General features: G+C 52.5%; 15 protein-coding genes. 14 read left to right on the plus strand and 1 reads right to left on the minus strand.

What is annotated here, in order from left to right:
- Positions 1-53: 53 nt before the first annotated feature.
- From H7F31_RS10140 to H7F31_RS10165, 6 genes are all read left to right on the plus strand, one after another.
- Complete coding sequence (locus tag H7F31_RS10140) at positions 54-1,364, plus strand: ABC transporter substrate-binding protein (protein WP_187104052.1); 1,311 nt, start codon at positions 54-56, stop codon at positions 1,362-1,364.
- An 82-nt stretch (positions 1,365-1,446) separates the two neighbouring features.
- On the plus strand, positions 1,447-2,316 hold the full coding sequence (locus H7F31_RS10145) for a carbohydrate ABC transporter permease (protein WP_187104053.1): 870 nt from the start codon (positions 1,447-1,449) through the stop codon (positions 2,314-2,316).
- A gap of 1 nt (position 2,317) precedes the next feature.
- Entirely contained in the window at positions 2,318-3,136 is an 819-nt protein-coding gene (locus H7F31_RS10150; RefSeq protein WP_187104054.1) for a carbohydrate ABC transporter permease, read from the plus strand.
- Between the two features lie 37 nt (positions 3,137-3,173).
- Positions 3,174-9,035 (plus strand): DUF4082 domain-containing protein, encoded by a 5,862-nt coding sequence (locus H7F31_RS10155; protein WP_187104055.1) that lies wholly within the window; start codon positions 3,174-3,176, stop codon positions 9,033-9,035.
- A 101-nt stretch (positions 9,036-9,136) separates the two neighbouring features.
- Positions 9,137-11,143: a DUF4838 domain-containing protein gene (locus tag H7F31_RS10160; protein ID WP_187104056.1), complete on the plus strand. Its 2,007-nt coding sequence runs from the start codon at positions 9,137-9,139 to the stop codon at positions 11,141-11,143.
- Positions 11,133-14,207, plus strand: a complete 3,075-nt coding sequence (locus H7F31_RS10165) for a glycosyl hydrolase (RefSeq protein WP_187104057.1) — start codon at positions 11,133-11,135, stop codon at positions 14,205-14,207. The genes H7F31_RS10160 and H7F31_RS10165 overlap by 11 nt, the downstream gene beginning before the upstream one ends.
- 625 nt (positions 14,208-14,832) lie before the next feature.
- Here the strand turns inward: H7F31_RS10165 and H7F31_RS10170 are convergent.
- A complete protein-coding gene (locus H7F31_RS10170; protein WP_187105288.1) occupies positions 14,833-15,750 on the minus strand; it encodes a tRNA dihydrouridine synthase in 918 nt (305 codons plus the stop codon).
- 407 nt (positions 15,751-16,157) lie between these two features.
- Between H7F31_RS10170 and H7F31_RS10175 the strand changes: the two genes are divergently transcribed.
- The 8 genes from H7F31_RS10175 (at position 16,158) to H7F31_RS10210 (ending at position 25,469) form a co-directional block, all read left to right on the plus strand.
- Positions 16,158-17,033 (plus strand): M15 family metallopeptidase, encoded by an 876-nt coding sequence (locus tag H7F31_RS10175; RefSeq protein WP_187104058.1) that lies wholly within the window; start codon positions 16,158-16,160, stop codon positions 17,031-17,033.
- A gap of 168 nt (positions 17,034-17,201) precedes the next feature.
- Positions 17,202-17,855 carry a hypothetical protein gene (locus tag H7F31_RS10180; protein ID WP_187104059.1) on the plus strand — a complete coding sequence of 218 codons (654 nt, stop codon included), beginning with the start codon at positions 17,202-17,204 and terminating at the stop codon, positions 17,853-17,855.
- A gap of 69 nt (positions 17,856-17,924) precedes the next feature.
- Positions 17,925-18,419, plus strand: a complete 495-nt coding sequence (locus H7F31_RS10185) for an SMI1/KNR4 family protein (protein ID WP_187104060.1) — start codon at positions 17,925-17,927, stop codon at positions 18,417-18,419.
- 735 nt (positions 18,420-19,154) lie between these two features.
- Positions 19,155-20,663, plus strand: coding sequence for an aminotransferase class III-fold pyridoxal phosphate-dependent enzyme (locus H7F31_RS10190; protein WP_261800370.1), 1,509 nt, complete (start codon positions 19,155-19,157; stop codon positions 20,661-20,663).
- A 38-nt stretch (positions 20,664-20,701) separates the two neighbouring features.
- Entirely contained in the window at positions 20,702-21,490 is a 789-nt protein-coding gene (locus H7F31_RS10195; RefSeq protein ID WP_087569650.1) for a DeoR/GlpR family DNA-binding transcription regulator, read from the plus strand.
- A gap of 57 nt (positions 21,491-21,547) precedes the next feature.
- Positions 21,548-23,017, plus strand: a complete 1,470-nt coding sequence (locus tag H7F31_RS10200) for a xylulokinase (RefSeq protein WP_187104062.1) — start codon at positions 21,548-21,550, stop codon at positions 23,015-23,017.
- Positions 23,014-24,084 (plus strand): amidohydrolase family protein, encoded by a 1,071-nt coding sequence (locus H7F31_RS10205; protein ID WP_187104063.1) that lies wholly within the window; start codon positions 23,014-23,016, stop codon positions 24,082-24,084. Before H7F31_RS10200 ends, H7F31_RS10205 begins: the two co-directional genes overlap by 4 nt.
- Positions 24,072-25,469, plus strand: a complete 1,398-nt coding sequence (locus H7F31_RS10210; protein WP_187104064.1) for an L-arabinose isomerase family protein — start codon at positions 24,072-24,074, stop codon at positions 25,467-25,469. The genes H7F31_RS10205 and H7F31_RS10210 overlap by 13 nt, the downstream gene beginning before the upstream one ends.

Below are 25,469 nucleotides of genomic sequence, written 5' to 3' on the forward strand. Positions count from 1 at the left end.
GACGCTCGACAATAAAGATCATAATTTCATTCAATGAACGGGGGAATCAGCAAGTGAATTTTCGTCTACAGAAATTTGCATTAGCCCTTCTAACATGCTTTGTTTTGCTTTTCCTTTCGGCTTGCGCGTCCGGAAACAAGGCCGAGCCGTCTGCCAGCGGTTCGCAGCCCGCATCCGAAACGCCGTCTGCCAGCAAAGAGACGGCTCCGGAGAAAGTGACGCTTTCGATCATGGTCGGAGGCAACAACAAATTTTACGAAACGATTACGAAGGAATACACCAATCGCAATCCGCACGTAACCTTCGATCTGCAGACCGTGGACGGAAGCCAGTACGACACTTTGCTCAGAACGCGCATCGCAACGAAGAATTTGCCGGATATCGTCGGACATAACGTCTCCGACATGGCGAGAAGATACAACCCGACCGACAATTTTGTCGACCTATCCGGCGAACCATGGGTCGGCCGACTCGTCAATCCGGATATCCTCAAAATCGACGACAAGATTTACAACCTGCCTTTCGCCGCCTCTGGCTCCGCGCTGGGCATCGTCTACAACAAAAAAATATTCGCCGATCTAAACCTGAGCGTACCGAGAACGTTCGAGGAGCTTTTGCGAGTATGCGAGACGCTGAAGACGAATGGCATTACGCCCTTCTATCTGGGGAACAAAGACGGATGGGTCGCGCAAATCTGGGGACTGACCACGTTTTCGGAGGTCGTCAAGAACACCGATATCATGGATAAGATTAACGCCAATCAGCTCAAGCACGCAGACGTTCCGGGCTTCGAGGAAGCTTTGGGGCAGATCATGCAGTTGTTCGAGAAAGGTTATGTGAACGAAGACCATCTTTCCGTAGGTTTCGACGGTCTTGGGGGAGCGATGAATTCGGGGAAAGCGGCTATGACCGTGCTCGGAGATTTTATCGATGCGGGAGAGCAAGTGGGCGACTACGGTATTTTCGCGACGCCGGGCGTGGACAACCCCGATCTGACCGTCGGTACCGTAACGGGCTGGTTCATCTCCAAAAACTCCAAAAACATCGAAGAAGCGAAAAAGTTTCTGGACTTCTGGAGCCAGCCGGACATTATCGGCATTCAGTACGCGGAAGATCCGAGATTCTCGGCGTTCAAGGACGTCCAGGTCAGCTTTAACCCGCTGATGCAAGCGGAATACGACGAGTACATCTCCCAAGGTAAGGTCGTGCGTCAATACAACGATTTGATTGCCGTGGATACGTCCGAGCTGTTCCGGCTCTATCAGGACATGTTCGGCAAAGGCAAGACACCGAAGCAGGTGCTTGAGGCTTGGGACGAGAAAGTCGCCGAGCTGGCCAAAGCCGCCGAGCTGCCGGGATGGTAAGCGAAACGGGTTAGCTGCCGAAGAAGAGGCCGACGACAAGGAAGCCTCTTCTTCCTTAATTACAGACTCGGAGGAAGACGCTATGAATGCTAGACGGCTTTACCCGCATTTTTTTCTGTACCCTGCTCTGCTCATCTACTTGGCTCTGTTCATTTTTCCGACCTTGTTCAGCTTCATTTATTCGTTTACGGATTGGAACGCTTATCGCGATACGATCCGGTTTACCGGGCTCGACAACTTCGTCAAAATTGCGAAAAATGCCGACCTGATGTTGTCTATAGGCAATACGGTGTTGTTCGCGGTCGTGACCAGCATTGGGAAAAATGTGCTCGGCATGCTGCTCGCAGTCGCTTTATGCAGCCGGATCGGATTCAAGAGACTGTTTCGCACCGTCTTTTTTCTGCCGACCGTGCTCAGTTTTATCGTCGTCGGCGTGCTGTTTACAGCGCTGCTGCATCCCGATGGTTTCCTTAACCAGTTTCTCGGTTTTATCGGGCTGGAAGGGCTGCGGCAGGAGTGGCTGGTGGACCGGAGCGTCGTCATGTATACGGTCAGCTTCGTTGACGTGTGGAAGGGCACCGGCTTTCATATGATCATTTTCATGGCCGGGCTGCTCGCGATTCCTCGCGATTACGGAGAAGCGGCGCAGATCGACGGGGCGAATCCGCTTCAGGAGTTTTTCCGCATCAAGCTGCCGCTCATGATGCAGGCGGTCAGCGTCAACGTCGTACTCAGTCTGATCGCCGGCTTCAAAGTATTCGAGCAAGTGTTCGTGCTGACGAACGGCGGACCGGGTTATGCATCCTCGGTGCTTAACTCGATCGCCTTCCAGATGTTCGGCGATGGTCGTTGGGGGCTGGGCACGGCGATGAACCTGATCCTGTTTTTGCTCATTACGGCCTTCTCCATCCTGCTGCTGACCTATTTCAAAAGAAAAGAAGTGGATATCTAACATGAGAAAGCGGATAGGAAAACCTCTTCTGGAGCTTGTGCTCGCCGTTGCCGCCTTCTTCTACTTTTTTCCCGTTCTGATGATGATTCTCGGCTCTTTCAAGAGCAGCATGGAAGCCTCCGCTTTCGATAGGCTGTGGCCAGAGGTGTGGGAGTTCGGAAACTTCCGTCAAGTGCTGTCCGGAGAGAGGATCCTGCAGTCGCTGCGCAACAGCGTGATCATTTCCTCGTTCTCGATTGTGCTGACGCTTTTGCTGGCGGCGGTCGCATCCTTTGTCACGGCGAGAAGGCAAAGCCGGTTTGTGTCGGGGGTGTATTTTTTGTTCATCGCGGGCCTCGTCGCTCCTCTGATGTACATTCCGACGATCAAAACACTGCAATTTTTGAGTTTGATGAATACGTTCACCGGCTTGATTCTGGTCGTCGTCGCTACGAATCTTCCGTTCGCCGTTTTTCTGTTTACGGGCTTTATCAAAGGCATTCCGCGCGAGCTGGACGAATCGGCCTTCGTCGACGGCTTCGGCACGACGAGAATTTTTTGGTCGATCATCCTGCCATTGCTCGCACCGGTCATCGCGACTCAATCGATCCTGATGCTGGTCGGCGTGTGGAACGATTTGAGCATGCCGCTGTTTTTCCTGAACGACAGCGGCAAATGGACGCTTCCGATGCTCGTTTACAATTTTATCAGCCAATATGTGCGGAACTGGAATCTGGTGTATGCGTTTCTGATTTTGGTTTCGCTGCCCGTGGTCGCCTTGTTTATCGCGGGGCAGAAGCATTTCGTGTCCGGACTGATGTCCGGCGCGGTCAAAGGCTGACGATGCCTGAAATCTCAAGATGAGGAGAGGAATGAACATGAACCGTTTTTCCGCGGCACTTCGAATCTGCTTGGCAATCGTATTAGGCTTGACCGGGACGATAACCATTACACAGGGGCCTTCTTCCAAAGCGCACGCGTCCGGGAACTGGCCCGTCACCGCCACGATTTCCAACGAGAACGGCGGACCGGTGTTCAAAATTAACGGGACCCCCGTCGTCCCGCAGTTTAACTACGGCAGTACGATGAAAATCCATCCGAACTACGGCCCTTTTCTGGATACGATTACGATGGCCGAATCGCGCGACGTGCATGTGACGTTCTGGATTAACGTGCTGGACGACATGGCCTGGAACGAACAGGTCAACGAGGACGTGTTCCAGCGTGATCCTAACGCTTACGGCATTATGCGCATCGGCATCGCTGACGGGCAGCTGTTCGATCTGGCGGAGGATCAGTACGCGGTGACGGATCGGGGACTTCGTTCCGGATGGCCGTCCTTAGCGTCGCAAGATTGGAGGGATCAACTTGACGCCCTGGTTGTCGATTATATCGCCTGGCTGAAGCAGCAGCCTTATGCGGACCGGATACTGGGCTTTCAGATCATGAACATGGATAGCGGAGAATGGTACTTCGACTCCAACAGCGAGGGGAGAATCGGAGCGGGAGAGGACTACTCGCCTCCGATGGTAGCGGCGTTCCGCCAGTGGCTAACCGATAAATACGAGACGGATGCGGCTCTGCAAGCGGGTTGGAATGATCCCGGAGTCACGCTTGCCACGGCGGGGGTCCCGACTCTCGAGGAGAGAGACCATTCGGAGGAGAATTTCTTCCGCTCTATCGCCACGGAAGGCAAAGCGATCGACTATCAAACGTTCTATAGCAAAAAAATAGTCGAGACGATCAATTACGCCGGCGGGCTGTTCAAGCGGGAGACGGACGGGCAGACGCTGCTCGGGTCGATGTACGGTTACCACTACGTCGCCGCCCACTACGCCCGTCCGTCCAACAACGGCCATTATGCGCTAGGGGACTTGCTCGCATCCTCCACCGTGGATTTCATCAGCGCTCCCGTCAAGTACGGGGATCGGGCTATGGGCATCAACGCGGGGCCGATGGGATCCTTCGACTCGCTGGCGCTGCACGGTAAAATGTTTATTTTGGAAAACGACACGCGCACCCATCTCGTCGACGGCTTGCCCTTTCGGGACGACATTATGTTCACTCCCAGAACGTACTCGCTGGACGAAACGCTGGAAGCGCTGCGGCGGGAGACAGGCAACCAGATCGTCACCGGGGGCGGCCAGTACCTGATGGATATCAACTCCAAGGGCTGGTTCAAGCAAGAAGAGATTTGGGACGAATACCAAAAGCTTCTGGGCGTGCAGGCGAGCCGGTATTTGCAAAGCGCCGACCGGCAGTTCAAGCCGGACGTGGCGGTCATCGTGGACGAGGATTCGGTTCCGTATCACACGTTAAACGTCAACCAGATAACGCCGACCAACAATCCTTACGGCCCGGAATACTATCAGGATTTCGGTTTTTTTCATCTGTTCGAACAGCAGCAGAGAGAAATGGCCAGGAGCGGCGTGAAGTTCGGCTATTACGTGATGTCCGATTTGCCGAACATCCCCGATTCGGTCAAAACGTTCGTGTTCCTTAATGCTTATCGCGCTACATCGGATCAGCGGGCAGAGATCAATGACTTGAAGCAGGACGGCAACGTGCTCGTCTTTCTGCGCGCGCCCGGCTATTTCGACGATTCCGGATCCAGCGCCGCGAATATTTCCGACTTGATTGGCATGACCGTCGCCAAGTCCGATTATTCCAGCGCGGCCACGATCATTTCGAACTTCTCCGATCCCGCGACCGAAGGCAGCGGCGCGATGACGATCGGAGGTTGGAGGATCGGAGAGGACAGCGGCGCCGTGGAACCTGAATATGCTTACACTCCGTCCTTCCATGTCACCGATTCTGCCGCCGTTAAGCTCGGTTATTACGATGGGGAAACAGGCAAAACGGCCTTCGCCCGCAAAGACATGGGGTCGTGGACCTCCATTTTCAGTGGTTCCGGAACACTCAAGGCTGGACTGATCCGTTCGATCGCCAGCAATCTGGGCGGAGCCCATGTGTATTCTTATGACGGCAAAGACAATATCCGCACCGACGGCAAGCTGCTGATGATCCATTCGGCTACGGGCAACGCGGGGATAAAGTCGATTGCGCTGCCGAAGCCGTCGAGAGTGGTGGACGTGGTGAATCGGGGGACGGTAGGGGAGAACGTGAGCTCTTTCCGCTTCGATATGGAGGACGAAGCGACTTCCTTGTTCGCCGTCGTTCCCTACGATACTGCGGACGTCGAAGCCGAAAGCGGCTCGGTCGTCAGGACGGGGGCGTGGAATGATGAGGCAAATCCGCCTTACTCCGGGGGCACTGCATTATCGTCGAACGTTCCGGGCTCAAAGCTGACCTTTTCTTTCTCCGGACCGTATCTGTCGCTGATCGCATCCGCCGGGCCGGACGGAGGTCGGATTGACGTCGAGATTGACGGCGTAAAGTATCCCTACGCCGAGCTGTACGCTCCTCGGACCGAGCACGCCAAGGAGTTCGTTCTGGCGCTGGATCTGCCCGCCGGTACGCATAGCGCCACGCTGACCGTATCTGCGGATAAGCATCGCCTATCCACGGGAACGGCTGCTGTAGCCGATGCGTTCGTCACGGCTTCGGCGCCGACGGCGGTTGTGCCGGCAACGGATCCCGAGACGGGCCGCGAGTCGATTCTGGCGGGGGAAACGCCGACAGGGGCGAGCAACGATGCCCGCTACGAGCTTGGAACCCGGTTCAAGACGACCGTGGACGGAACGATTACGCATGTGAAGCTGTACGCGCATGCCAATGAAGGCGGGCAGCATGTCGTCTCCATTTGGCGAGTGGATGACGGGGTGCAGGTAGCCGGTCCCTTCAACTGGACCTTCCCTGCGGGAAACGAGGGCTGGAAGCTGTTTGAGCTGCCTTCGCCTCTGGCCGTTAAGGCCGATACCGACTATATCGTCTCCGTGACGAACAGCGCGGAGGACAAGTTTTACGTGTACACGCCGCAAGGCTTCGCCGAGCCGATCGAGCGAGGACATTTGGTCGCCTACTCCGGCAGCGGCGTAAGCACGGCCTCGATCGGCACGATGCCAACATATTCGTTTAAAGGTACAAATTATTTCCGGGACGTCGTCTTCGAGCCGAACAATGGCACAAGCCTGCAGGCTGGACAAACCCCGGAGCGTTTTGACAGCGATGAGGTGTACGAACTCGGGACCCGGTTCTCTGCCAACACAAACGGTTATGTGACCAAAGCAAGAATCTACGCGCATAAAAACGAGACGGGCGTCCATCGGGTATCGCTATGGAACGCCGATGACGGAACGCTGCTGGCCGGACCTTACGATTGGAACGTAAACGCCGGGACGTCCGGGTGGAAGGAGTTCGCCCTGCCGGCGCCTGTCCGGATCAAAGCCGGCAGCGACTACATCGTATCGGTCACGAACAGCGTGAGCGACAAGCTGTATGCCGTAAGCGGACAAGGGGGTCCTGCGGTTCCGACCGGGAGCGGACGTTTCGTAGCTTATGGGGAGGGAGTCAGCACGACCTCGCTCGGAACGATGCCTACATTTGCGTTTAATGACGCGAACTATTTCCGGGATGTCGTCTTTATGCCGGACCACGAGCAGACCGTTCTGGGCGCAGAGGTTCCGCTCGGCTTCTCCAACGACGCCCGTTACGAGTTAGGGACGAAATTCCAAACGACGGCGGACGGCCGTATCGTCGGCGTTCGCCTGTACGCCCATCCCGACGAAGGAGGAGCCCATCTGGTCTCCCTCTGGCGAGTAAGCGACGGGCAGCGAATCGCCGGTCCATATACGTGGGACGTGTCCACGAGGCATCCCGGATGGCGGGAGTTTCTGCTGCCCGAACCGGTTGCAATCTCCGCCGGAACGGATTATATCGTCTCGATCACGAACGGGCCGTCGGATTATTTTTATGCGGCTTCGCCGCAAGGCTTCGCCCAACCGTTCGTCAGCGGGGATCTGGTCACCTACGAGGACAGCGGCGTGAGCACGACCGTGATCGGAACGATGCCGATCTATACGTTTAATAGTACGAACTATTTCCGAGACGTTTTGTTCGTGCCCGAAGTTGGCAACCCTGAGCCGGACAGCTACAGCATCGCGGTTGAAACCGAAGGTCACGGCACGGCGAGCGCCAATGTCGCTTCTGCGGGAGTGAATACCATAGTTGAGCTGAACGCGACACCAGAGGCGGGCTATATCTTCAAAGAATGGAAGGTTGTCAGTCCGGAAGGGTTAACAATCGATGGAAATACATTCACCATGCCTAATGAGGCGGTAAATGTAAAGGCCGTATTTGAGGAAAAACCTGCAGCGAATTATGCACTTGCAGTAAACGGAAGTTACGCAGCCGAATCGGGGGCGGGCACTTACTCGGAAGGTGAGGTTATTACCATAAATGCCGGCAGCCGCAGCAATTATACGTTCGGGGGTTGGAGTTCTAGCGATGGTGTGACTTTTACCGACTCAGACAACCCTGTCACTACATTTACCATGCCTGCAAAGAATGTGACGGTAACAGCGGAATGGAAAAGCTCCGGAAATAATAACGGTTCAACAGGCAATAACGGAGTCAGCACGCCTTCCACACCAGCTTACAACGCAGTCATCAAAGTGATAGATGCGTCAGGCAACGGTGCAAAAGATACGACCCTGCCCATTAAGGTTGATGCAAAAACTAGAACTGCAGTTTTAGAGACGGCTTCAATAAACAACCTTTTATCAAATGGCGGAACTTCCGTGATTACAGTCCCATCCATCACAGACGTCGATATCTATACCACGGGTATTCCAATTTCATATCTGTCAACGACTGACAGGCAAGGCGCTCTGAGGGTTAATACCGATAAAGGCAGCGTTACTGTTCCATCGAATATGCTGACAGGTGTAAAAGGGGCGACTGGAACAAAAGCGGAAATCTCAATAGGCGTGGGCAATAAATCCGTACTGCCTGAGGCATTAAAAAAAGCCATTGGCAAAAGACCGCTGATCAAGCTTTCCATGTCCATAGACGGAAAGCAATTAGAGTGGAACAACCCGAACGCATCTGTGACGGTAACGATACCTTATTCACCGTCAGCAGCAGAGCTTGCCCATCCTGAAAAAATTATAATTTGGTTCATCGATGGAAGCGGTAAGGCTATAGCGGTTCCCAATGGACATTATGACGCGAGCGCTGGCACAGTGACTTTTACCACCACTCATTTCAGCGACTACGCTGTGGGATACAATCCGGTTGGCTTTGCAGATGTAGCGGCAAATGCATGGTACAACAAGGCAGTGGGCTTTATTGCGGCAAGAGGTATCACTACAGGTACAGGCAACGGCAATTACAGCCCCAATGCACGGCTGACTCGAGGTGAATTCCTTGTCATGCTGATGAGGGCTTATGAGATTGCCCCGGATGAAAATCGGTCAAATAACTTCGCAGATGCAGGGAGCAAATACTATACCGGCTATCTGGCTGCGGCAAAAAGATTGGGAATAGCCGAAGGCATTGGAAGCAATAGGTTTGCGCCAAACAGGGAGATCACCCGGCAGGAAATGTTTGCTCTGCTGTACAACGCTTTAAAGGCCTTCGACAAGCAGCCGCAGGGCAATTCCGGCAAAACGCTTTCTAGCTTCAGTGACGCAGGGCAGATTGCTTCATGGGCAAAGGACGCTATGACATTGTTAGTAGAAACCGGAACCATCGGAGGAAGTATTGGTCAGCTTACGCCGGCAAGCACTACCACCAGGGTAGAAATGGCACAGGTGCTTTATAATTTGCTGTCAAAGTGAGTTTTGCCTGTGCCGGAAAAATAGTTGTGCGGGAAGGCAAGGTGCCGATGGCGGGCCGTGCCTTCCCTTTATCGCGAATATCAGAGAGGGGGATTGTTGCAGTGGGAAAAGAAGAAAGCTTTCGTCTATCGGATCATCTCGACTCCGGCTTGCGAATATCGGTGCCCAAGTCGGCTCATGAAGTGCTGCTTTTCGCGGCGTCCGAGCTGAGAACGCATCTGGCTCTTGCCGGGTATTCTTGTTCGATGGAAGAGGGGGAAGACGGAGGCGGTGCGATCGTGCTGCGCGTGCTCGACACGGCGGATGGTAATCGGGAGGAAGCGGACGGGTTTCGGATATTCGCCGAGAACGGCGCGGTCATTGTTGGCTGCAGCCCGAGGGCGGTATTGTATGGCGCGTATCGCTTTTTGGAAGAGCATGCGGGAATCTCCTGGCCAACTCCTGCGCATCGCTCCGTTCCTGTGGGCGAGCCCTCACCGGTCGTCGGCAGCCGACGCTACAAGCCGGCGTTTTCGAGAAGGGGGATCGTGCTGGAAAGCTCGGAGACGTCCGAATACGCCAAGGCTCTAATCGATTGGTCCGCCAAAAACGGCTTAAACGATCTGTTTTTTACGATCGAGCTGTGGGAGCGGTTTGAGGAGCAATTAAGACCCGAGCTTGCCAGACGGCAGTTGAAGCTCACGTTGGGCGGCCATAGTCTGGGCAGGTTTTTCCCGGCGGCGGAACTTTATCCGGACCATCCGGAATGGTTTGCTCTGGCGGGGGAGAATGGCGCGCGAATGATCGATCAGCCGTGTTACTCGTGCGAGGCAGGCGTCGAGGTCATGATCGGAAACGTCGTCTCTTTTGTGGAAAGGGAGCTGGAAAAAGGCAACGCGCTGCGGACGTTATCGTTATGGCCCAACGACAATAAGCATGTATGCGGCTGCTCCGCTTGCCGCGGAGCCGGGTTCATGACCGCCTATATCGGGTTTCTCGATCGGCTTCGCAAAGCGTTCGACGCGAAAGGCATCAAGGTGAACGTAGAGCACATCGCCTATAATGCGCAGTTGGAGTGGAGCATGCTGGAGGACGTTCCGGCATCAAGCGAATTGGATACTTTGATCGCCTGCTGGGGGCGGAACTACCGGGACTCGTTCGAGGAGCCTATTCTGCCTCGCGACGTAAGGTTCAAAGTGGCTGTCGACCGATGGGCGGAGGCGTGCGGGACGTTCGGAACCGGACTGACCGCGTTCGAATATTATTCCGATTATTGGATGCTTACCTCCCTGTTCCCGCCGCTGTTCCGGACGATCGGAGAGGACATGGCTTACTTTCGCCGCATTGGGGCGAGCGGCGTCATGAGCCTGATCGTGCCTTACGGCAAGTCGGTCCGCATCATCCGGGAGGAAATCTCCGGACAGGCGGTGACCGCGGCCGACGCCGGGCGGGAGATGGATTCGGAGCGTGCCGCGATGTGGCCGAATCTCTATGTATTTGCCCGGATGGCCTGGGAGGGAGAAGAGACAAAGACGACGATCGAAAGCCTTTGCCGTCATTTGTATGGTCCATATGCCGAGATTAGCCGGGAGCGTCTGGAGCGGCTGTCGGACGCCCTGGCCGGACTCACGGCTTACAATACGGAGTTTTTCAAGCTCAGATTTACCGATACATGGCTGAGGACGGACGGGGAGGAGGTTTTCGGCTGGCAGCCCGCTATGGACGACGGAGCCGTTCCGCGGGCCCGGGTCGCCGAATGCCGGCGTGCGCTGGCCATTCTGGAAACGCCGCTTGAAGCAGCCGGCCCGTCGTATCATGAGCCTGCCGGCCTGTTGTCCGACGAACTTGGGACAGCCGCCCTGTTCTCCGATGACCCTGCTGCCGTCGCTTCGTCCTCCATCGAGTTTAGCGCCGACGCGGCCGAATTGATGCGCTACTACGATTTTGTCTCGACCAAGCTTCGTTCCATCCACTCGCAATCGTCGGGCCAACTTTGCGCCATCGAGCGGCGGTGGGAGGAGGCCGCGTCCCATTGGCGGGAGGCTTTGGAGAAGGAAAAATTAATCGACGGCTGGGATCGGGAAAGCTGCGCGGAATGGCTGGAGGCGGCGATGACTCATGCTCGCTAATAACCGGATTTGGACAAAGGGAAATTTGACGTTCTGGTCGTGGAACGACCGACTGGAGCGGGAGGAGATCGGCCGGCAACTTGGCGAATTCAAGCGAGCGGGCCTTCACGGTGTCTTCCTTCACGCCAGAGGCGGACTGCAAACGCCGTACCTTGGAGACGAATGGATGGAAGCCGTAGCCTGGGCGGTAGAGGAAGCGAAGCTGCTGGACATGGAAATCTGGCTTTACGACGAGGATGCGTGGCCCAGCGGGTTTTGCGGCGGCAAGGTGCCCGGCGAAGGGGAACGATTTCAGCAAAAATGGCTATGCCGCGAAATCGTCGAGCCGGCGAGGCTTCGGCTGACGGACCGCAGTCTAGTCTGCTACATCCGGGATGGGGAGGAGGGAAAGTGGCGGCAGGTTGCGCCGGAGGAGGCATTGAATGCGGCTTCCCAGGTGCTCCATGTCTATTATGACGTTAACCCCTACTATACCGATCTTCTCTACCCCGAAGCCGTCGCCGTCTTTATCCGTCATACGCATGAAAAGTACAAGGAGCGCTTTGGCCAAGAATTCGGGAGGACGATCCGGGGCGTCTTTACCGACGAGCCCCAGTATGCGGTTGGCCAATGGCCTTGGTCGAAGTCGCTGACCGCGGCGTTCGAAGCCGGGCGCGGCTACGACCTGCTGTCGGCGCTTCCCGCGCTTTGGTTCGAGCAACCGGATACGGCGAAGATCAGACATGACTATTGGCAGACGGTTACGAAGCAATTCGTCTCCTCATACACGGCTCAGATCGGCCTATGGTGCGAGAAAAACGGCTTATGCTTCACGGGGCACATGGCTGCCGAGGATACCCTTCTCTTCCAGATGTCGCAGATCGGCGCGGCGATGCCTCATTACGAATGGATGCAGATGCCGGGCATCGACCACCTTGGTCTGCGGCTGACCCGCCCCGTTCTGATCAAGCAGGCGGCGAGCGCGGCGCGCCAGCTCGGTCGGAAGCAGGTGCTGGCGGAGACGTTCGGCTGCAGCGGCTGGGGAGCGCGTTTCGAAGACTTGAAGTGGATCGCCGATTGGCAGCTGGCGCTCGGTATCAACGTACAGTGTCAGCACCTGGCGTCTTACTCGCTGCGGGGCGCGCGCAAACGGGATTATCCGCCTTCGCTGTCGCCGCATCAGCCCTGGTGGCCGCATTTCGACTTATTCAATCGTTATGTGGAGAACCGCCAGAACAGATTGACCGCTGGAACATCCGCAGCGGACATTTTGATCATACATCCGATTACCAGCGCGTGGTGTCTCTACGAGCCGCAACGGCCTCATGCCGTGAGAGAGCTTGACCGGAGGTTTGGGGGAATTTCGCAGCTTCTATTGGACATGCAGCGGGAGTTCGACTATGGGGACGAGACGCTGCTGAGCCGATACGGCGAGGTCGAGCAGGGCCGGTTAAAGGTGGGCGGATGCCGGTACAGTCTCGTTTTTCTGCCAGCCCTGTATTCGTTGGAGAAGAGCACGTTTGAACTGCTAAGGCAGTTCGTGGAGCAGGGAGGGACGGTCGTCAGCGCGGGGGAATATCCGAGCCACGTCGAGGGGGAGCCCTCGGAGGCGCTGCGGGAATGGTGCGAGGTGCATGTAAAGCGGATCATGCCGACGTATAAGGCGTTTGAGTTCGTGCTGCGGGAAATGCCCTCCCTGTATCGGCTTGCCGATGAAGCGGGGCGACCGGCCAAAGACATCATTGCTCATCACCGCAGAACTGATGACGAGGGGACGCTGTTTCTCTTTCACGCCCGCCGGGATCCCGGCCTTCGGAAGCTGGCGCTTACGTGGGACGGGGCTTGCGAGGTGTGGGCGGTCGATGCCCTTTCGGGCAAGAGGAACGTGCAATCCGTCGCGATAGCGGACGGGAAGACGAGACATACGTTCACGCTCGGTCCTGGCGAATCTATCCTGTTTGCTGCGAAGAGACTTCCGGAGGCTGCGCCAGTCGCCGAAGAGCGCTTGGAACGCAAAGGGCTACGAAGCTCGTTCGAGCTCGGGGGAGCCTGGAGCTTAAAGCATCAGGTCCTTAACGCATTGACCTTGGATCGATGCCGCTACCGGCTGGCGGGAGAAGAAGCGTGGAGCAAGCCGCTCGACGTGTTGCACGTCCAGCAGCTTCTGGTCTCCCGACGGGAGCGGCTGGACATCGAACTGGCTTTTTCTTTTTGCGTCCATCCTGACCTTGCTTGCCGTCAGGGGTTGATTCTGGCGGGGGAAGACCTGCGTTTCTGCCGTATCTCCTTAAACGACCTCACGCTCCCCTTACAGACAGAGGGGGCATGGTTGGACGCTTCGATCGAGAAAGCGGAGATCGGTCCGTACGTCAGGAGCGGGATGAACACCCTCGTCGTTCATAGAGTGTTCGAAGGCCGGATGGAGCATCGCTATTTGGACGATTCCGGCGCGTTCGAGACGGAGCGGAATCGATTCGTGCACAAAACGGAGCTGGAGAGCTTGTACTTGCTCGGCGTTTTCGAGACGGCGGCCCGGCCATCCTCGACTTGGAGCCCTCTGCAAAACCTAGTGGAGGCGCAGGTGGAAGCGTACGAGATCCGACCCCAACGAACTCATTACCGGATCGACGAGCTGACGAGTCAGGGCTTTCACTTTTTTCAAGGAACGCTGTCGTTGGAAAAAGAGATCGAATGGGACGGCCGGGGGCAAAGCGCGTGGCTGCGTCTACAAGAGCCGACCGCTTGCGTAATAAGCGTTGACGTTAACGGAACGAGCGCGGGAAGGCTGGCATGGGGACCTTACGAATGGGAGCTTACGAGCCTGCTGAATCCCGGAGTCAATACGATTACGATTCATTTGACCGGAACGCTGCGCAATTTGCTGGGGCCTCATCATCATTACTCGGGAGATCCATATTTCGTCGGGCCCAGCACGTTCCAAGGAAAAAAAGGATGGGAGGACGGAGTGACCGGATACGTACATCCGGACATCACATGGGTGGAACGATACGCTTTTGTCCCTTTTGGGACCGGATATAGTCCAGTACTCGAAATCCGGTACGAAGTTCACGAAGAGGAGGCATAGGAGAACTGCGCTTATAAGTCTCCGCCGGTTGCTTCTTTCGGTTGCCAAAACGATGAAGCTCAAGTTATAAAACGCTTTGACCTCATGAATAAAAAATAGGCTTCTCACGAGTTCAGATCGACTTTGTGAGAAGCCTATTTTACCACGCCAGAATTTATATGTTTCCGAGCTTGCTTTGGATGTGAAATTCTTATTGGCGATAAAACCTACTTGGCTCCAAAAAGTAAGCGAACGAGCAGCTGTAGGCGTTAAAAACGCCGATGGACCGTAAAGTTACTCTGATTAACGTCCATAGGTGTTAGAAACGCCTATGGCTCCAAAAAGTAGGCGAACGAGCCTCTGTAGGCGTTAAAAACGCCGATGGAGCGTAAAGTAACTCTAATTAACGTCCATAGGCGTTAATAACGCTTATGGCTGCAAAAAGTAGGCGAACGAGCCGTTGTAGGCGTTAAAAACGCCGATGGACCGGATGTTCTTAAGCGATGCGCAGGGGGTTTCTCGCATTTTTTAAACTTGTAGTAACAACCAGAATCGCAAAAAGTTGGAACAAATTTAGACTGCAAACTGCTTCGGCGGTGAGTGACTGGAAGTTTTGGATTTTAGAATCCCTGAAGGCAAATATGCCTCAATCCAACTCTTTATCTAAAACATGTTTTACTAAACGGCGAACTTCATCTGTTGACGTGGTATCCATTAATTGGTTTCTTAGTTCGCTTGCGCCTCTAAATCCGCGAACATAGATTTTGAAAAAGCGAAGAAGCGGTTTAAATGGACGTCGTTCGATTTCTTTTGAATATTTATCGTGAAGATCCAGCTGTAAAAGAAGTAAATGGAGAAACTCCTTTGCGCTATGTTCTTTAGGTTCTTTTTCAAATGCAAATGGGTTGGTGAAAATGCCGCGGCCAATCATGACGCCATCAACGCCGTATTGTTCGACTAATTTTAATCCTGTTGCGCGGTCAGGAATATCTCCATTAATGGTCAGCAATGTATGTGGAGCAACCTCATCGCGTAATTTTTTGATTTCGGGGATAAGTTCCCAGTGGGCATCTACTTTACTCATCTCTTTTTTTGTCCGAAGGTGAACGGAAAGGTTCGCAATATCTTGTTTTAATATATGGCTTAACCAATCGCGCCACTCGTCAATTTCATGGTAACCCAATCTTGTTTTAACGCTTACCGGTAATCCGCCTGCTTTTGTTGCCTCAATAATTTCTGCCGCAACTTCAGGATGTTGGATTAATCCGGCGCCTTTTCCATTGGATGCGACGTTTTGCACCGGGCATCCCATGTTTAAATCGATGCCACGGAAACCGAGTTTTTTCATATCCATGCTCATCTGTCTAAAATACACGGGTTTATTGCCCCATATATGAGCGACAATCGGTTGCTCATCCTCTGTAAACGTTAACCGGCCTCGAGTACTGTCTCTTCCTTCAGGGTGACAATAACTTTCCGTATTTGTAAATTCCGTAAAAAACACATCGGGTTTTGCAGCTTCGCTAACGACGTGACGAAATACTACATCCGTGACATCTTCCATAGGTGCCAGTATAAAAAATGGCTTCGGCAAATCAAGCCAAAAATTTTGTGCGTTACTCACTGTATCTTCTCCTTATGCAACCTATATAAAAACGACTTTAGCTATAGCAAAGTCCGTTATCCATCATACATCGTATCATTTTTTTTCGTTTGATGCACAAATTCAATTGTGTGAGTGACTGGGCCGATCTCCAACAATCCGAGGATACACATCTGTTTGCAGGGCGTGAGCTCATTAAAAATGAACCGTTAAAAACGCTGTCAACCTAAGGGAGCATGAAGCTCCTTATGGAGGCAGCGTTTTTTTGTTCGAAAATAAACGTTTAGAAAAGTTTTATTTATTTCCCTGCTTTTATTTAAATAGTTTTCTCTAACCTGAGTTTGTGAACGACAAGGAGGAAGCTATCTATGAAAAAGAAGAGTTTATTAATAATTGTCATCCTTTTTGTGTGTGGTTATATCGCGATTCAACAGATCACACAAGGTACGTTGAAGAAATCAAATTACCAATACGATCAGGCACAAGAAAAAACTCAGGATGAGGAGTACCGAACCATACGAACCATAACAATCGCAAAAGATCAGGTCTATAAGGGCAATCTGGTACTTGTGAACAAAGAGCACCCCGTTCAGCAAGAAACGATTGAATCCGATATCGTCCAGCTCTCTCAGCATGTAGATCTGGTACAGGGATACCGTTTGCTGGATGACACTATTCGGGTGTCGGAGAGTGTGGGACGGGTATTTATGGAGATGGTTCAAGCGGCACAAAAAGATAACGTAAACCATTTTATCATCAACAGCGGATATCGAAGCATGGAAGAACAGGAGCAGCTCCATAGTGAAATGGGTTCGGAGGTTGCCATGCCCGCTGGCCACAGCGAACATAATTTCGGCCTGGCTCTCGATATCGGTTCTACCGAAACGAAAATGGAGCTTGCACCCGAGGGGAAATGGTTGGAGAAAAACTCTTGGAGGTACGGATTTATTTTGCGCTATCCCAGGGACAAGACAGAAATTACGGGCACCATATACGAACCTTGGCATTATCGTTTCGTAGGGCTGCCGCATAGTGTCATTATCAAGATGCACAACTTTTCGCTGGAAGAATATTTGGCTTACCTGAGAGAGCAAAAACAGCTCGCTGTTCCTCTAGATGGTGAAACCTATGAAATCCACTATTACCCGGTTTCCGCAGAGACAACAATTGATGTGCCAATCGATAAAAACTATCAGATTTCAGGTGACAATATGGGGGGAGTTATTGTGACCATTTCCCCCTGATAAGAGTTAGGGTTAATCATGATCCCTCTCTATCAGGTTCTTGAACTGCTAAATTTCTCGTTCCAGTGGGTGTTGCCTCGATATGGAGACTGGATTAAACTGAATCAAACAAGTATAAATATGGTAATTGCTAAATCAGCCGATCAACTAGGGATATGGAGGTTACGGGTGGCGTTTCCAAATAAGAAAGAATACGTGGCTCACGTTGTCGGGTTGTTTTCGAAAGTTGCTGATCAATACGGATTTGTTCGTGAGAACGGGTTGTCCTTTACTCGCAAGCAATCGGACGAGGTAGAAGCGGGCATGGCAGTGCAGGTTGCGATCACAAAGCTGCCAGCTTCGGTTGTGGTCTTGCTGGTCGACGTATCTCTGAGGTTGGCTTCCGTAGCGGAACTCTGCGAGCAATTGTTTGCTCGTGATCGTGCGATCGCTACGATTGGCGGGCCTTTGGGCAGATTTACCGAACGAGATGATTTTGTTACCGAGTACAGATTCGACTGGAAAGGCGACGAGGATCGAGTGTTGGGTCAGCTGGATGCGGATATCCATAAATTCTCGAGATTTGCCGAATCCATTAACTCTGCCCAATCATTGGATGCCGGCCGTCTCGCGCGTCTGCCGGGCCTGCGCAAAAACTTCTCCTTGGGGCTTGGGGAGACTTACAAGTACACGGTGCCCGAGGTTGCTGCAGTGCTACATCGTTTGAACGGGAAAAGGGATGAAGCGATGCGGACCGCCGCAATCGCTGAACGGAACAAGTCAGGCCGATTGTCCGCGGAACAGTTGAACGATCTCCGCAGGTATGTGTCTGAAATGGATTGAATGGCGAATTCGGTGAGGTCTAGAATCGTTAAACAGGAGCGGTTAGAAAACGACTGGAGGGCGATACATATGAATAAAAAAATTGGCGAATTTATGATTTGGGCCAATGACAACAATTGGGATATAACCAAAAAATCTGGGCATCAATTAAATTTAGATAGCAGCATTATATCCAGATATCATGAAATCCCAAATGAATATTTAGATTTTTTAACCGTGGTTAAAAGATGTATAACACCGGATGAAATGACTTGGTTTATTTGTGAGGACGAATTCAATAATAGCGCGGATACTGAATTTAAATGGAATGAATACGAATTGCTTAGTTTAGAAGCGGCAATGGATGATGATCGTTTGAAATCAGAAATAACGGCGTGGTGGGACAATTACTTGCCAATCATTATGTCAGTTAATGGTGGATATTCCTTCTATGCGATTGATTTAACAATTGAAAAAGGTGCTATTGTACGTGGATATGAGCCCGAATTCGAAGAAGTTGAAAAAGTAGCAAATACTCTTGAGGAGTTTTTTGAATTAATTATGGCAAATTCAATAGAGTTCTAATCATAAAAAATTGTGTTAGACCGCTGCCTGTGTTGGGTGAGCGGTCTATTTTAATTTCGTTTGATTAAAGGCTGTCGACATAGAGAGGATAAGAAAAGGGGCTGTCCAATAAGTCTCCAAAATAATAAATTGGGCGGAAAAACACAATATCTTCCGTCCAACTTTTGGATAACCATTTGGCCAGGTGCAGGCCTATTTGGTGTATTGTGTATGATTTTTCATACACGTTTGGCCAGGTGCAGGCTAATTTGGTGTATTGTGTATGATTTTTCATACACGTTTGGCCAGGTGCAGGCTAATTTGGTGTATTGTGTATGATTTTTCATACACGTTTGGCCAGGTGCAGGCCTATTTGGTATATTGTGTGTGATTTTTCATACACGTTTGGCCAGGTGCAGGCTAGTTTGGTGTATTGTTTATGATTTTTCATACACGTTTGGCCGGGTGCGGGCCCCTACCCATATAATCGGGCCATAAAGACAACGGGGCTACCTTAAAAGTTCACTTCTCGGACAGCCCCTTTTTTGTGGAATTCAATAGCGGGCGGTCAGCATCCTTTTGCGGGTATAAGCAGAAAGGTTACGAAATATCAGATAAAGAAATAAACTTGACAATAAAACGAAACTTAAATAAAATAAAAACGAAACAATAAAGAAACATAAGCAGCTTGAAAGCGAGGTGGGGCTATTGAATTCTGTAAAAATGTCTCTATCCCAATTGCTAGGAAATCAATATATGAATGCCGTGGTCTCTGCTGCAATCTCTCTGATGGACCTTGACAAGGAAGAGGCCGAACGACTCGCGTCGGAGGAAATCGAGTTTTTGCCTGATTCATACGTTAGCAAAATGGATGGTTTGTTGGGAAACATAGGAAAGCCGTTTGTTTCAGGGCTAAAGAAAGCGCTCTCCGGGGCTCCGACGGATGCTTTCAGAAACGCAAGCAATACGAAAGCCAGCCCGATCGGAGGATTAGGTTACGTTCGACTGGGCGAGGACGGCAGATTGTACTTAGCGGCCAAGAGCGAGCACTACCATACGCCGCTCGGTCATAATTTCCCTGGCTACAAGCTGATCGATCTCGCAAGGGCTCTCGGCATAACAAATGCGTCCCATAACAATACACGGGGATACATAACGCGTTTGCTCGAGAGAGAGCTCGTCAGGACGATCAACGGCTTAAGACCGGAAGAGACGGATGGACTGGAGGCTATACTGGCATCTCGCGAGTCGCATGTGTTAAATCGCGTCATCAACTTGGAAACCGGGTCGTTGGCCTGCGAAGCCGGCATCAAAATGATGCTCGCGAGGTTTTATCGCCTAGACTCGACATTTCCTCAGCCGAAGTACGAGGGACGGACGCCGGTGTTTTTCGTTATGGCGGACCATGACGGCGGCGCGAAAGCGAACTATCATGGAACGACGATTTTTGCCCAATTGATGCGCGATATGTGGCCCGGCCTGTACGAGAAGCTGGAAGAAGCGGGAGTTTTGAAGGTTTGTCCGGTAAGAATCAACGATTGGGATGATTTTCGGGAGAAATTCGAGCGCTACAATAAGCCACCTTATAAGGTTGCCGGATTTTTGCACGAAATTATATTGATGAATTACGGGGGGATCAAGCTTGAGCGGGATTACTTGCACAAGGCGTATGCATTGTGCCACGACAACGACATTCCGATCATGTGCGACGAAATTCAATCCTGCATGTGGTATCCTACTATCTATTTGTTCCGCGAGTATGGATTGAATCCCGACTTTGTCGTGATCGGGAAAGGTTTCCCGGGCGGTCAGTATCCGGCTTCCCGGATCATTACGACAGCCGAGATGGACACCCTGAACCAGTTCGGCGCATTAGTTACGAACGGTCAGGAAGAGCTTGCGGCATTGGCTTATTTGATTACGATGAAGTTCACGGAAGAAAATGAATCCTTTATTCGCGAAATGGGCGAATACTACGAAGATAAGCTTCGGGAATTAGCGTCCCGTTATCCGTCTCTTATAGAAAGAACGGAAGGATTGGGGCATCTTTCAACTTTATTATTCTATGAAGCGCAGACGGTCTCGCGATTTACGGGTATGCTTAATCATGCGTGCATCGACATCAGCGCCCAAACGTACAAAGCCAGCTGTCCTCCGGCCGCGCTTACGAAACCGCCGATCATTGCCACCAAAGAAATGATAGATTTCGTGGTGAAGATCATGGACGACGCGCTGCAAACGATTGAGGCGAAGGAACTTGGCTGATCGTTGTATCGCAAGTTGATTAACATGGAGGGGTATTCATGAACGAACCCGTTATGAAGGATATCGACATCGAAGAAAGAAGAAAGCGAATTTTGGAATTGCTTCAACGTGAAGGCAAGGTAAAGGTGACGGATTTAAGCAAGCTGTTCGGCACCTCGGAAGTGACGATCCGCGGCGATCTGGACGGACTTGAAGAGCAGGGGCTGCTGCAGCGCGTTCATGGCGGTGCGATCAGCAATTATAAAAACTATTACAATATGACGTTTCATGACCGAACGGAAACGAACGGAGAAGAAAAAAGAAGGATCGCGGTCGAAGCGGCTTCCATGATTTCGGACGGAGATACAGTAATTATTGGTTCGGGAACTACTCCTCTCTATGTCATGAGGGAATTAAAAAATCATAAAAATCTGATTGTGATTACCAACTCGCTGCCTGTAGCGCATGAAGCCGGCTTCAATCGCAACATAGATGTAGTTGTATTGCTTGGTGGCACCATCAATTTGCAGTACGGATTTATTGCCGGCGATGACGCCATTAACCAGTTGAACAGATATAAAGCGGATAAGCTTATTCTTTCATCGGATGGCGTAAGTTCCGAATTCGGGGTAACGACCTATCATCACCTTGAAGCGGAACTGAATCGGAGAATGATCGCGCTCGTGGACAAAAGAATTCTCGTAGCCGACTATACGAAAATCGGCCGCGCCAACTTCGCGCGAATAGAAGACATCGAAAAAATCGATTGTCTCATCTCCAATCCAAACGCGAACAAAGACGATATCGAAGCGATCAGGGAAAAGGGCGTTGAAGTAAGACTAGTCTAGCTGTCCGCAAAAATGTTGCAATCGGGCCGAACCTCCTAACGAGAAAGGGAAATCGCGATGTCAGGCGAAACGAATCAAGAGCATACCTATTTGATCGGACTCGACATTGGAACATCTGCCGTCAAAGGCGTGTTGATGTCGGCCAAAGGTTCAATAACATCCCGTGAAAAAAGCGAGACGGCCTATCAGAGGATCGATGGCGGGGGGGTTCAATTCGACGTCCGCCAGTTGTACCGATTGACCGTTGACGTCATCCGTAGACTGGCGGGCGCTTTGCCGCGAGGAGGTTCCATCGTCGGGCTCAGCATCGCTTCGGCCAGCGGGAACACCGTGCTTGCGGACGAACAGGGCGAGCCTATGATTCCGGCATTCAGTTGGCTGGATCAGCGCGTTCGCGATGAAATGAAGACGGTGTTCGGAAAGCTCGATCCGGATGAGGTGCACGAAACGACAGGCTGGCCGTTGCTGGAATCGTTTCCGCTAGCCCATCTCGCCTGGCTGAAATGCCATGCGCCTAAGCTTTTGGACGCATCGTCCATCATCTGCATGAGCACGGATTATCTCCATTTCAAATTGACGGGGAACTGGAGTATCGATCGCTCGACCGCCACCACTTTTTATTTGCAGGATCAGAAATCGGCGCAATGGCATTCGCCCTATTTGCAAAAATTAGGCATAGCGGAGAGCAAGCTGCCGCCGATCCGTTCCACGGGCGACGTGATCGGCCGCATCACCTCGGAAGCCGCGGCCGATACGGGATTAGTACAAGGAACGCCGGTCGTGCTCGGCGCTTTCGACCATCCTTGCGGGGCAAGAGGATCCGGCATTCTCGACGAGGGACAATTGCTCATTTCCTGCGGCACTTCCTGGGTTGGCTTTATGCCGATAAAGGACAGGTACCGATCCGTCTCGCTGCGGATGTTGACGGATCCTTTTCTTCAACCGGCGGGACCGTGGGGCGCGATGTTTTCTCTTCCGGCGATTGCCACTTCGGTAGACGCCTATATCCGAAAGCATATTTCCGACGGTCCCGATCGTTACCGTGAATTCGATCGGCTGGCTGCATCCGCCGGTCCCGGGGCTGGCGGACTCGTCATCGACCCGAGTGCGGAGGAGATCTCCGACGATCTTGCGCAGGCTGAGAAAGCGCATATTGCTAGAGCGATTATGGAAGGCACCGCGTTTCTCTTGAAGGCGAAAATCGACAGGCTCGAAATGGCCGGTACTCGCTTTTCCGACGTGACTTTGGTAGGTGGGCCGTCCGAAACGTTTCCATGGCCGCAAATCGTCGCCGACGTGCTCGGCAAGGATATCCGCACGGTCAATGGTTCCTGCGCGGGCGCCGTTGGAGCCGCCATGGTGGCGGGAATAGGCGTGGGGTTGTATGCCGACGAGCGGGATGCTCTTAAGCAATTGGTTTTTCCCGAGCTGATCCGGAAGCCGGACCCGAGTGCGGCCACGATCTACGAGACACGATACAGGCAATTTTTGAACAAGTATACGACCTTGGGGAGTGATGCGAAATGAACGAGTTGTTTGAAGTCAAGGATGTCGACAAAAAGTTCTACGAGCAAAAGCTGAAAGATTTTTTGCCTGACAAGATGATCGATATTCATACGCATGTATGGTTGGACAGCATCCGCAAACCATCCTCCTCTACGCCCGTGAGAGCGGTAACATGGCCGTCCCTCGTCGCGAAGGACAATTCGATCGAGGACTTGTTGGAGACTTACCGGCTGATGTTTCCCGGCAAAGAGGTGACGCCGCTCCTCTTCTCCCAAGTCAGCATGAACTACGACATCGCCGCAGGGAACGAATATGTCAGGAGTTGCGCGGAACGGCTTCGCTTGCCGTCGTTGATGGTGGCGAAACCGGAGCAGAGCGCTTCCGAATTCGAAGAAGGAATCAAACACGGCGGTTTTTTAGGATGCAAGGTGTATTTGAATTTCGCCGCCCCCTATATCCCGGAGAAGGAAATCCGGATCTACGATTTTCTGCCGAAGCATCAGTTGGAAGTGCTGGATCGGCATGGCTGGATGGCCATGCTGCATATTCCGCGGGACGGCCGGTTAAAGGACCCTGTGAATTTGGCGCAAATGCTGGAGATCGAACGCAACTATCCTTCGTTGAAGCTCATCATTGCCCATGTGGGAAGAGCATATTGTCCGGAGGATGTGGGCGATGCCTTCGATATTTTGGCGGAAACGCGAAACATGGTATTCGACTTCAGCGCGAATACGAACACCGATGTGTTCCGGCAGCTGATTCGTGCGGTCGGACCGAAGCGAATCGTGTTCGGAAGCGATTTGCCGATCTTGCGTATGCGAACGAGACGGATATGCGAAAACGGCAATTACGTGAATTTGATTCCGAGAGGGATGTACGGGGATGTGTCGGGAGATTCGCACATGCGTGAAGTCGAAGGCTCCGAGGCGGATTCCCTGACGTTCTTTATGTACGAGGAGATCGAAGCTTTCCGCACAGCCGCGACAGCCGAAGGTTTAAGCAAATCCGACATTGAGGATATCTTCTATCGCAACGCCCGATCCCTCATCGATAGCACGGAGAAGGAGCTACGCAAATGGACAAGCTGAAAATCGGATTGCTGCCGTTATACGTCAAGCTCTATGACGACATCTGGCCTGAAGCAAGAGAACGGGTTGATGCATTTTACCTTACGATTGCCAGTGAACTGGAGAAAAGGGGATTGGAAGTCGAACAAGCGAAGGCGTGCAGGATCAGCCCGGAATTCGCGGAGGCGGTTCAAGCCTTCGAGCAAGCAGAAGTGGACGCTATCGTTACCTTGCATTTGGCCTATTCGCCTTCTCTTGAATCCGCCGACGTTTTGGTAGCTACGAAGCTTCCTTTGATCGTACTGGATACGACGCCAACCTACGATTTCGGTCCTTCGCAGCATCCGGACGAAATTTTATATAACCATGGCATTCATGGCGTACAAGATATGTGCAATCTGCTCGTCCGCAATGGAAAGAACTTTCGGATCGAAGCCGGCCATTGGTCGGAATCCGATGTTCTGGATCGGGTCGCGGACAACGCAAAAGCCGCGAAAATCGCGAAAAAGCTAAGGAGCGCCAAAGTGGGCTCGATCGGAAAATCGTTTGACGGCATGGGAGACTTCCGGGTGCCGGCGGACGAATTGCGCAAGGCGATTGGAATCAACGCGATTTTCGTGGATCCTCTTGATTCCGATAACGTTTTCGGCTCGGTATCGGAGGAACGGGTAGACCGGGAGATGGCATTAAACGAGCAGCGGTTTCACGCTGATAAGTTCGACCGGGAAACCCATCGGCAATCGACCAAGGCGGATCTTGCGGTCAGAGATTGGATTGAGCGTAACGAGTTGACGGCTTTCACCGCCAACTTTCTGGAAGTGACCCGGGCGTCGGCGCTGCCTTGCATGCCGTTTCTGGAAGCGAGCAAAGCGATGGAAAGAGGCATCGGGTATGCGGGAGAAGGAGACGTGCTGACGGCCGCGCTGGTCGGGGCGCTGCTGTCCGTCTATCCGGACACTTCATTCGCTGAAATGTTCTGCCCGGATTGGAAAAACAACCTGATTTTCCTGAGCCATATGGGCGAAATGAATTTACGCGTCGCTGCGGGAAAGCCCGAGCTTATGGAAAAAGACTTTCCGTTTACGGATGCCGGCAATCCCGTCGTCGCATACGGCAAATTTCGCGGCGGACAAGCGGTCTACGTCAATCTGGCCCCCGGACGAAACAAATCCTATTCGTTGCTCCTGTCGCCGGTGGAGATGGTGGAGGGAGATGGCGAAGATAGAATGAGGGATACCATTCGAGGATGGTTCCGACCCGTCATTCCGGTCGCTGATTTCCTGACCGCATATAGCGAGCTTGGGGGTACGCATCACGGCATAGTCGTGTATGGCGACGCGATCCGAGTATTGGAACGTTTTGGAGCGATTATGGGCTGGAATACCGTCACTATAAAGGAGACCTAA

The organism is Paenibacillus sp. PAMC21692 (genome assembly GCF_014303795.1).
GTDB classification, from domain to species: domain Bacteria; phylum Bacillota; class Bacilli; order Paenibacillales; family Paenibacillaceae; genus Pristimantibacillus; species Pristimantibacillus agaridevorans.

What these genes read in the sequence shown, in the direction of transcription:
- H7F31_RS10205 (WP_187104063.1), top strand. Translation starts at nt 23,014, where the DNA reads ATGAACGAGTTGTTTGAAGTCAAGGATGTCGACAAAAAGTTCTACGAG.
- H7F31_RS10200 (WP_187104062.1), top strand. Translation starts at nt 21,548, where the DNA reads ATGTCAGGCGAAACGAATCAAGAGCATACCTATTTGATCGGACTCGAC.
- H7F31_RS10155 (WP_187104055.1), top strand. Translation starts at nt 3,174, where the DNA reads ATGAACCGTTTTTCCGCGGCACTTCGAATCTGCTTGGCAATCGTATTA.
- H7F31_RS10145 (WP_187104053.1), top strand. Translation starts at nt 1,447, where the DNA reads ATGAATGCTAGACGGCTTTACCCGCATTTTTTTCTGTACCCTGCTCTG.
- H7F31_RS10175 (WP_187104058.1), top strand. Translation starts at nt 16,158, where the DNA reads ATGAAAAAGAAGAGTTTATTAATAATTGTCATCCTTTTTGTGTGTGGT.
- H7F31_RS10190 (WP_261800370.1), top strand. Translation starts at nt 19,155, where the DNA reads ATGAATGCCGTGGTCTCTGCTGCAATCTCTCTGATGGACCTTGACAAG.
- H7F31_RS10195 (WP_087569650.1), top strand. Translation starts at nt 20,702, where the DNA reads ATGAACGAACCCGTTATGAAGGATATCGACATCGAAGAAAGAAGAAAG.
- H7F31_RS10150 (WP_187104054.1), top strand. Translation starts at nt 2,318, where the DNA reads ATGAGAAAGCGGATAGGAAAACCTCTTCTGGAGCTTGTGCTCGCCGTT.
- H7F31_RS10170 (WP_187105288.1), bottom strand. Translation starts at nt 15,750, where the DNA reads ATGGAAGATGTCACGGATGTAGTATTTCGTCACGTCGTTAGCGAAGCT.
- H7F31_RS10210 (WP_187104064.1), top strand. Translation starts at nt 24,072, where the DNA reads ATGGACAAGCTGAAAATCGGATTGCTGCCGTTATACGTCAAGCTCTAT.
- H7F31_RS10185 (WP_187104060.1), top strand. Translation starts at nt 17,925, where the DNA reads ATGAATAAAAAAATTGGCGAATTTATGATTTGGGCCAATGACAACAAT.
- H7F31_RS10165 (WP_187104057.1), top strand. Translation starts at nt 11,133, where the DNA reads ATGCTCGCTAATAACCGGATTTGGACAAAGGGAAATTTGACGTTCTGG.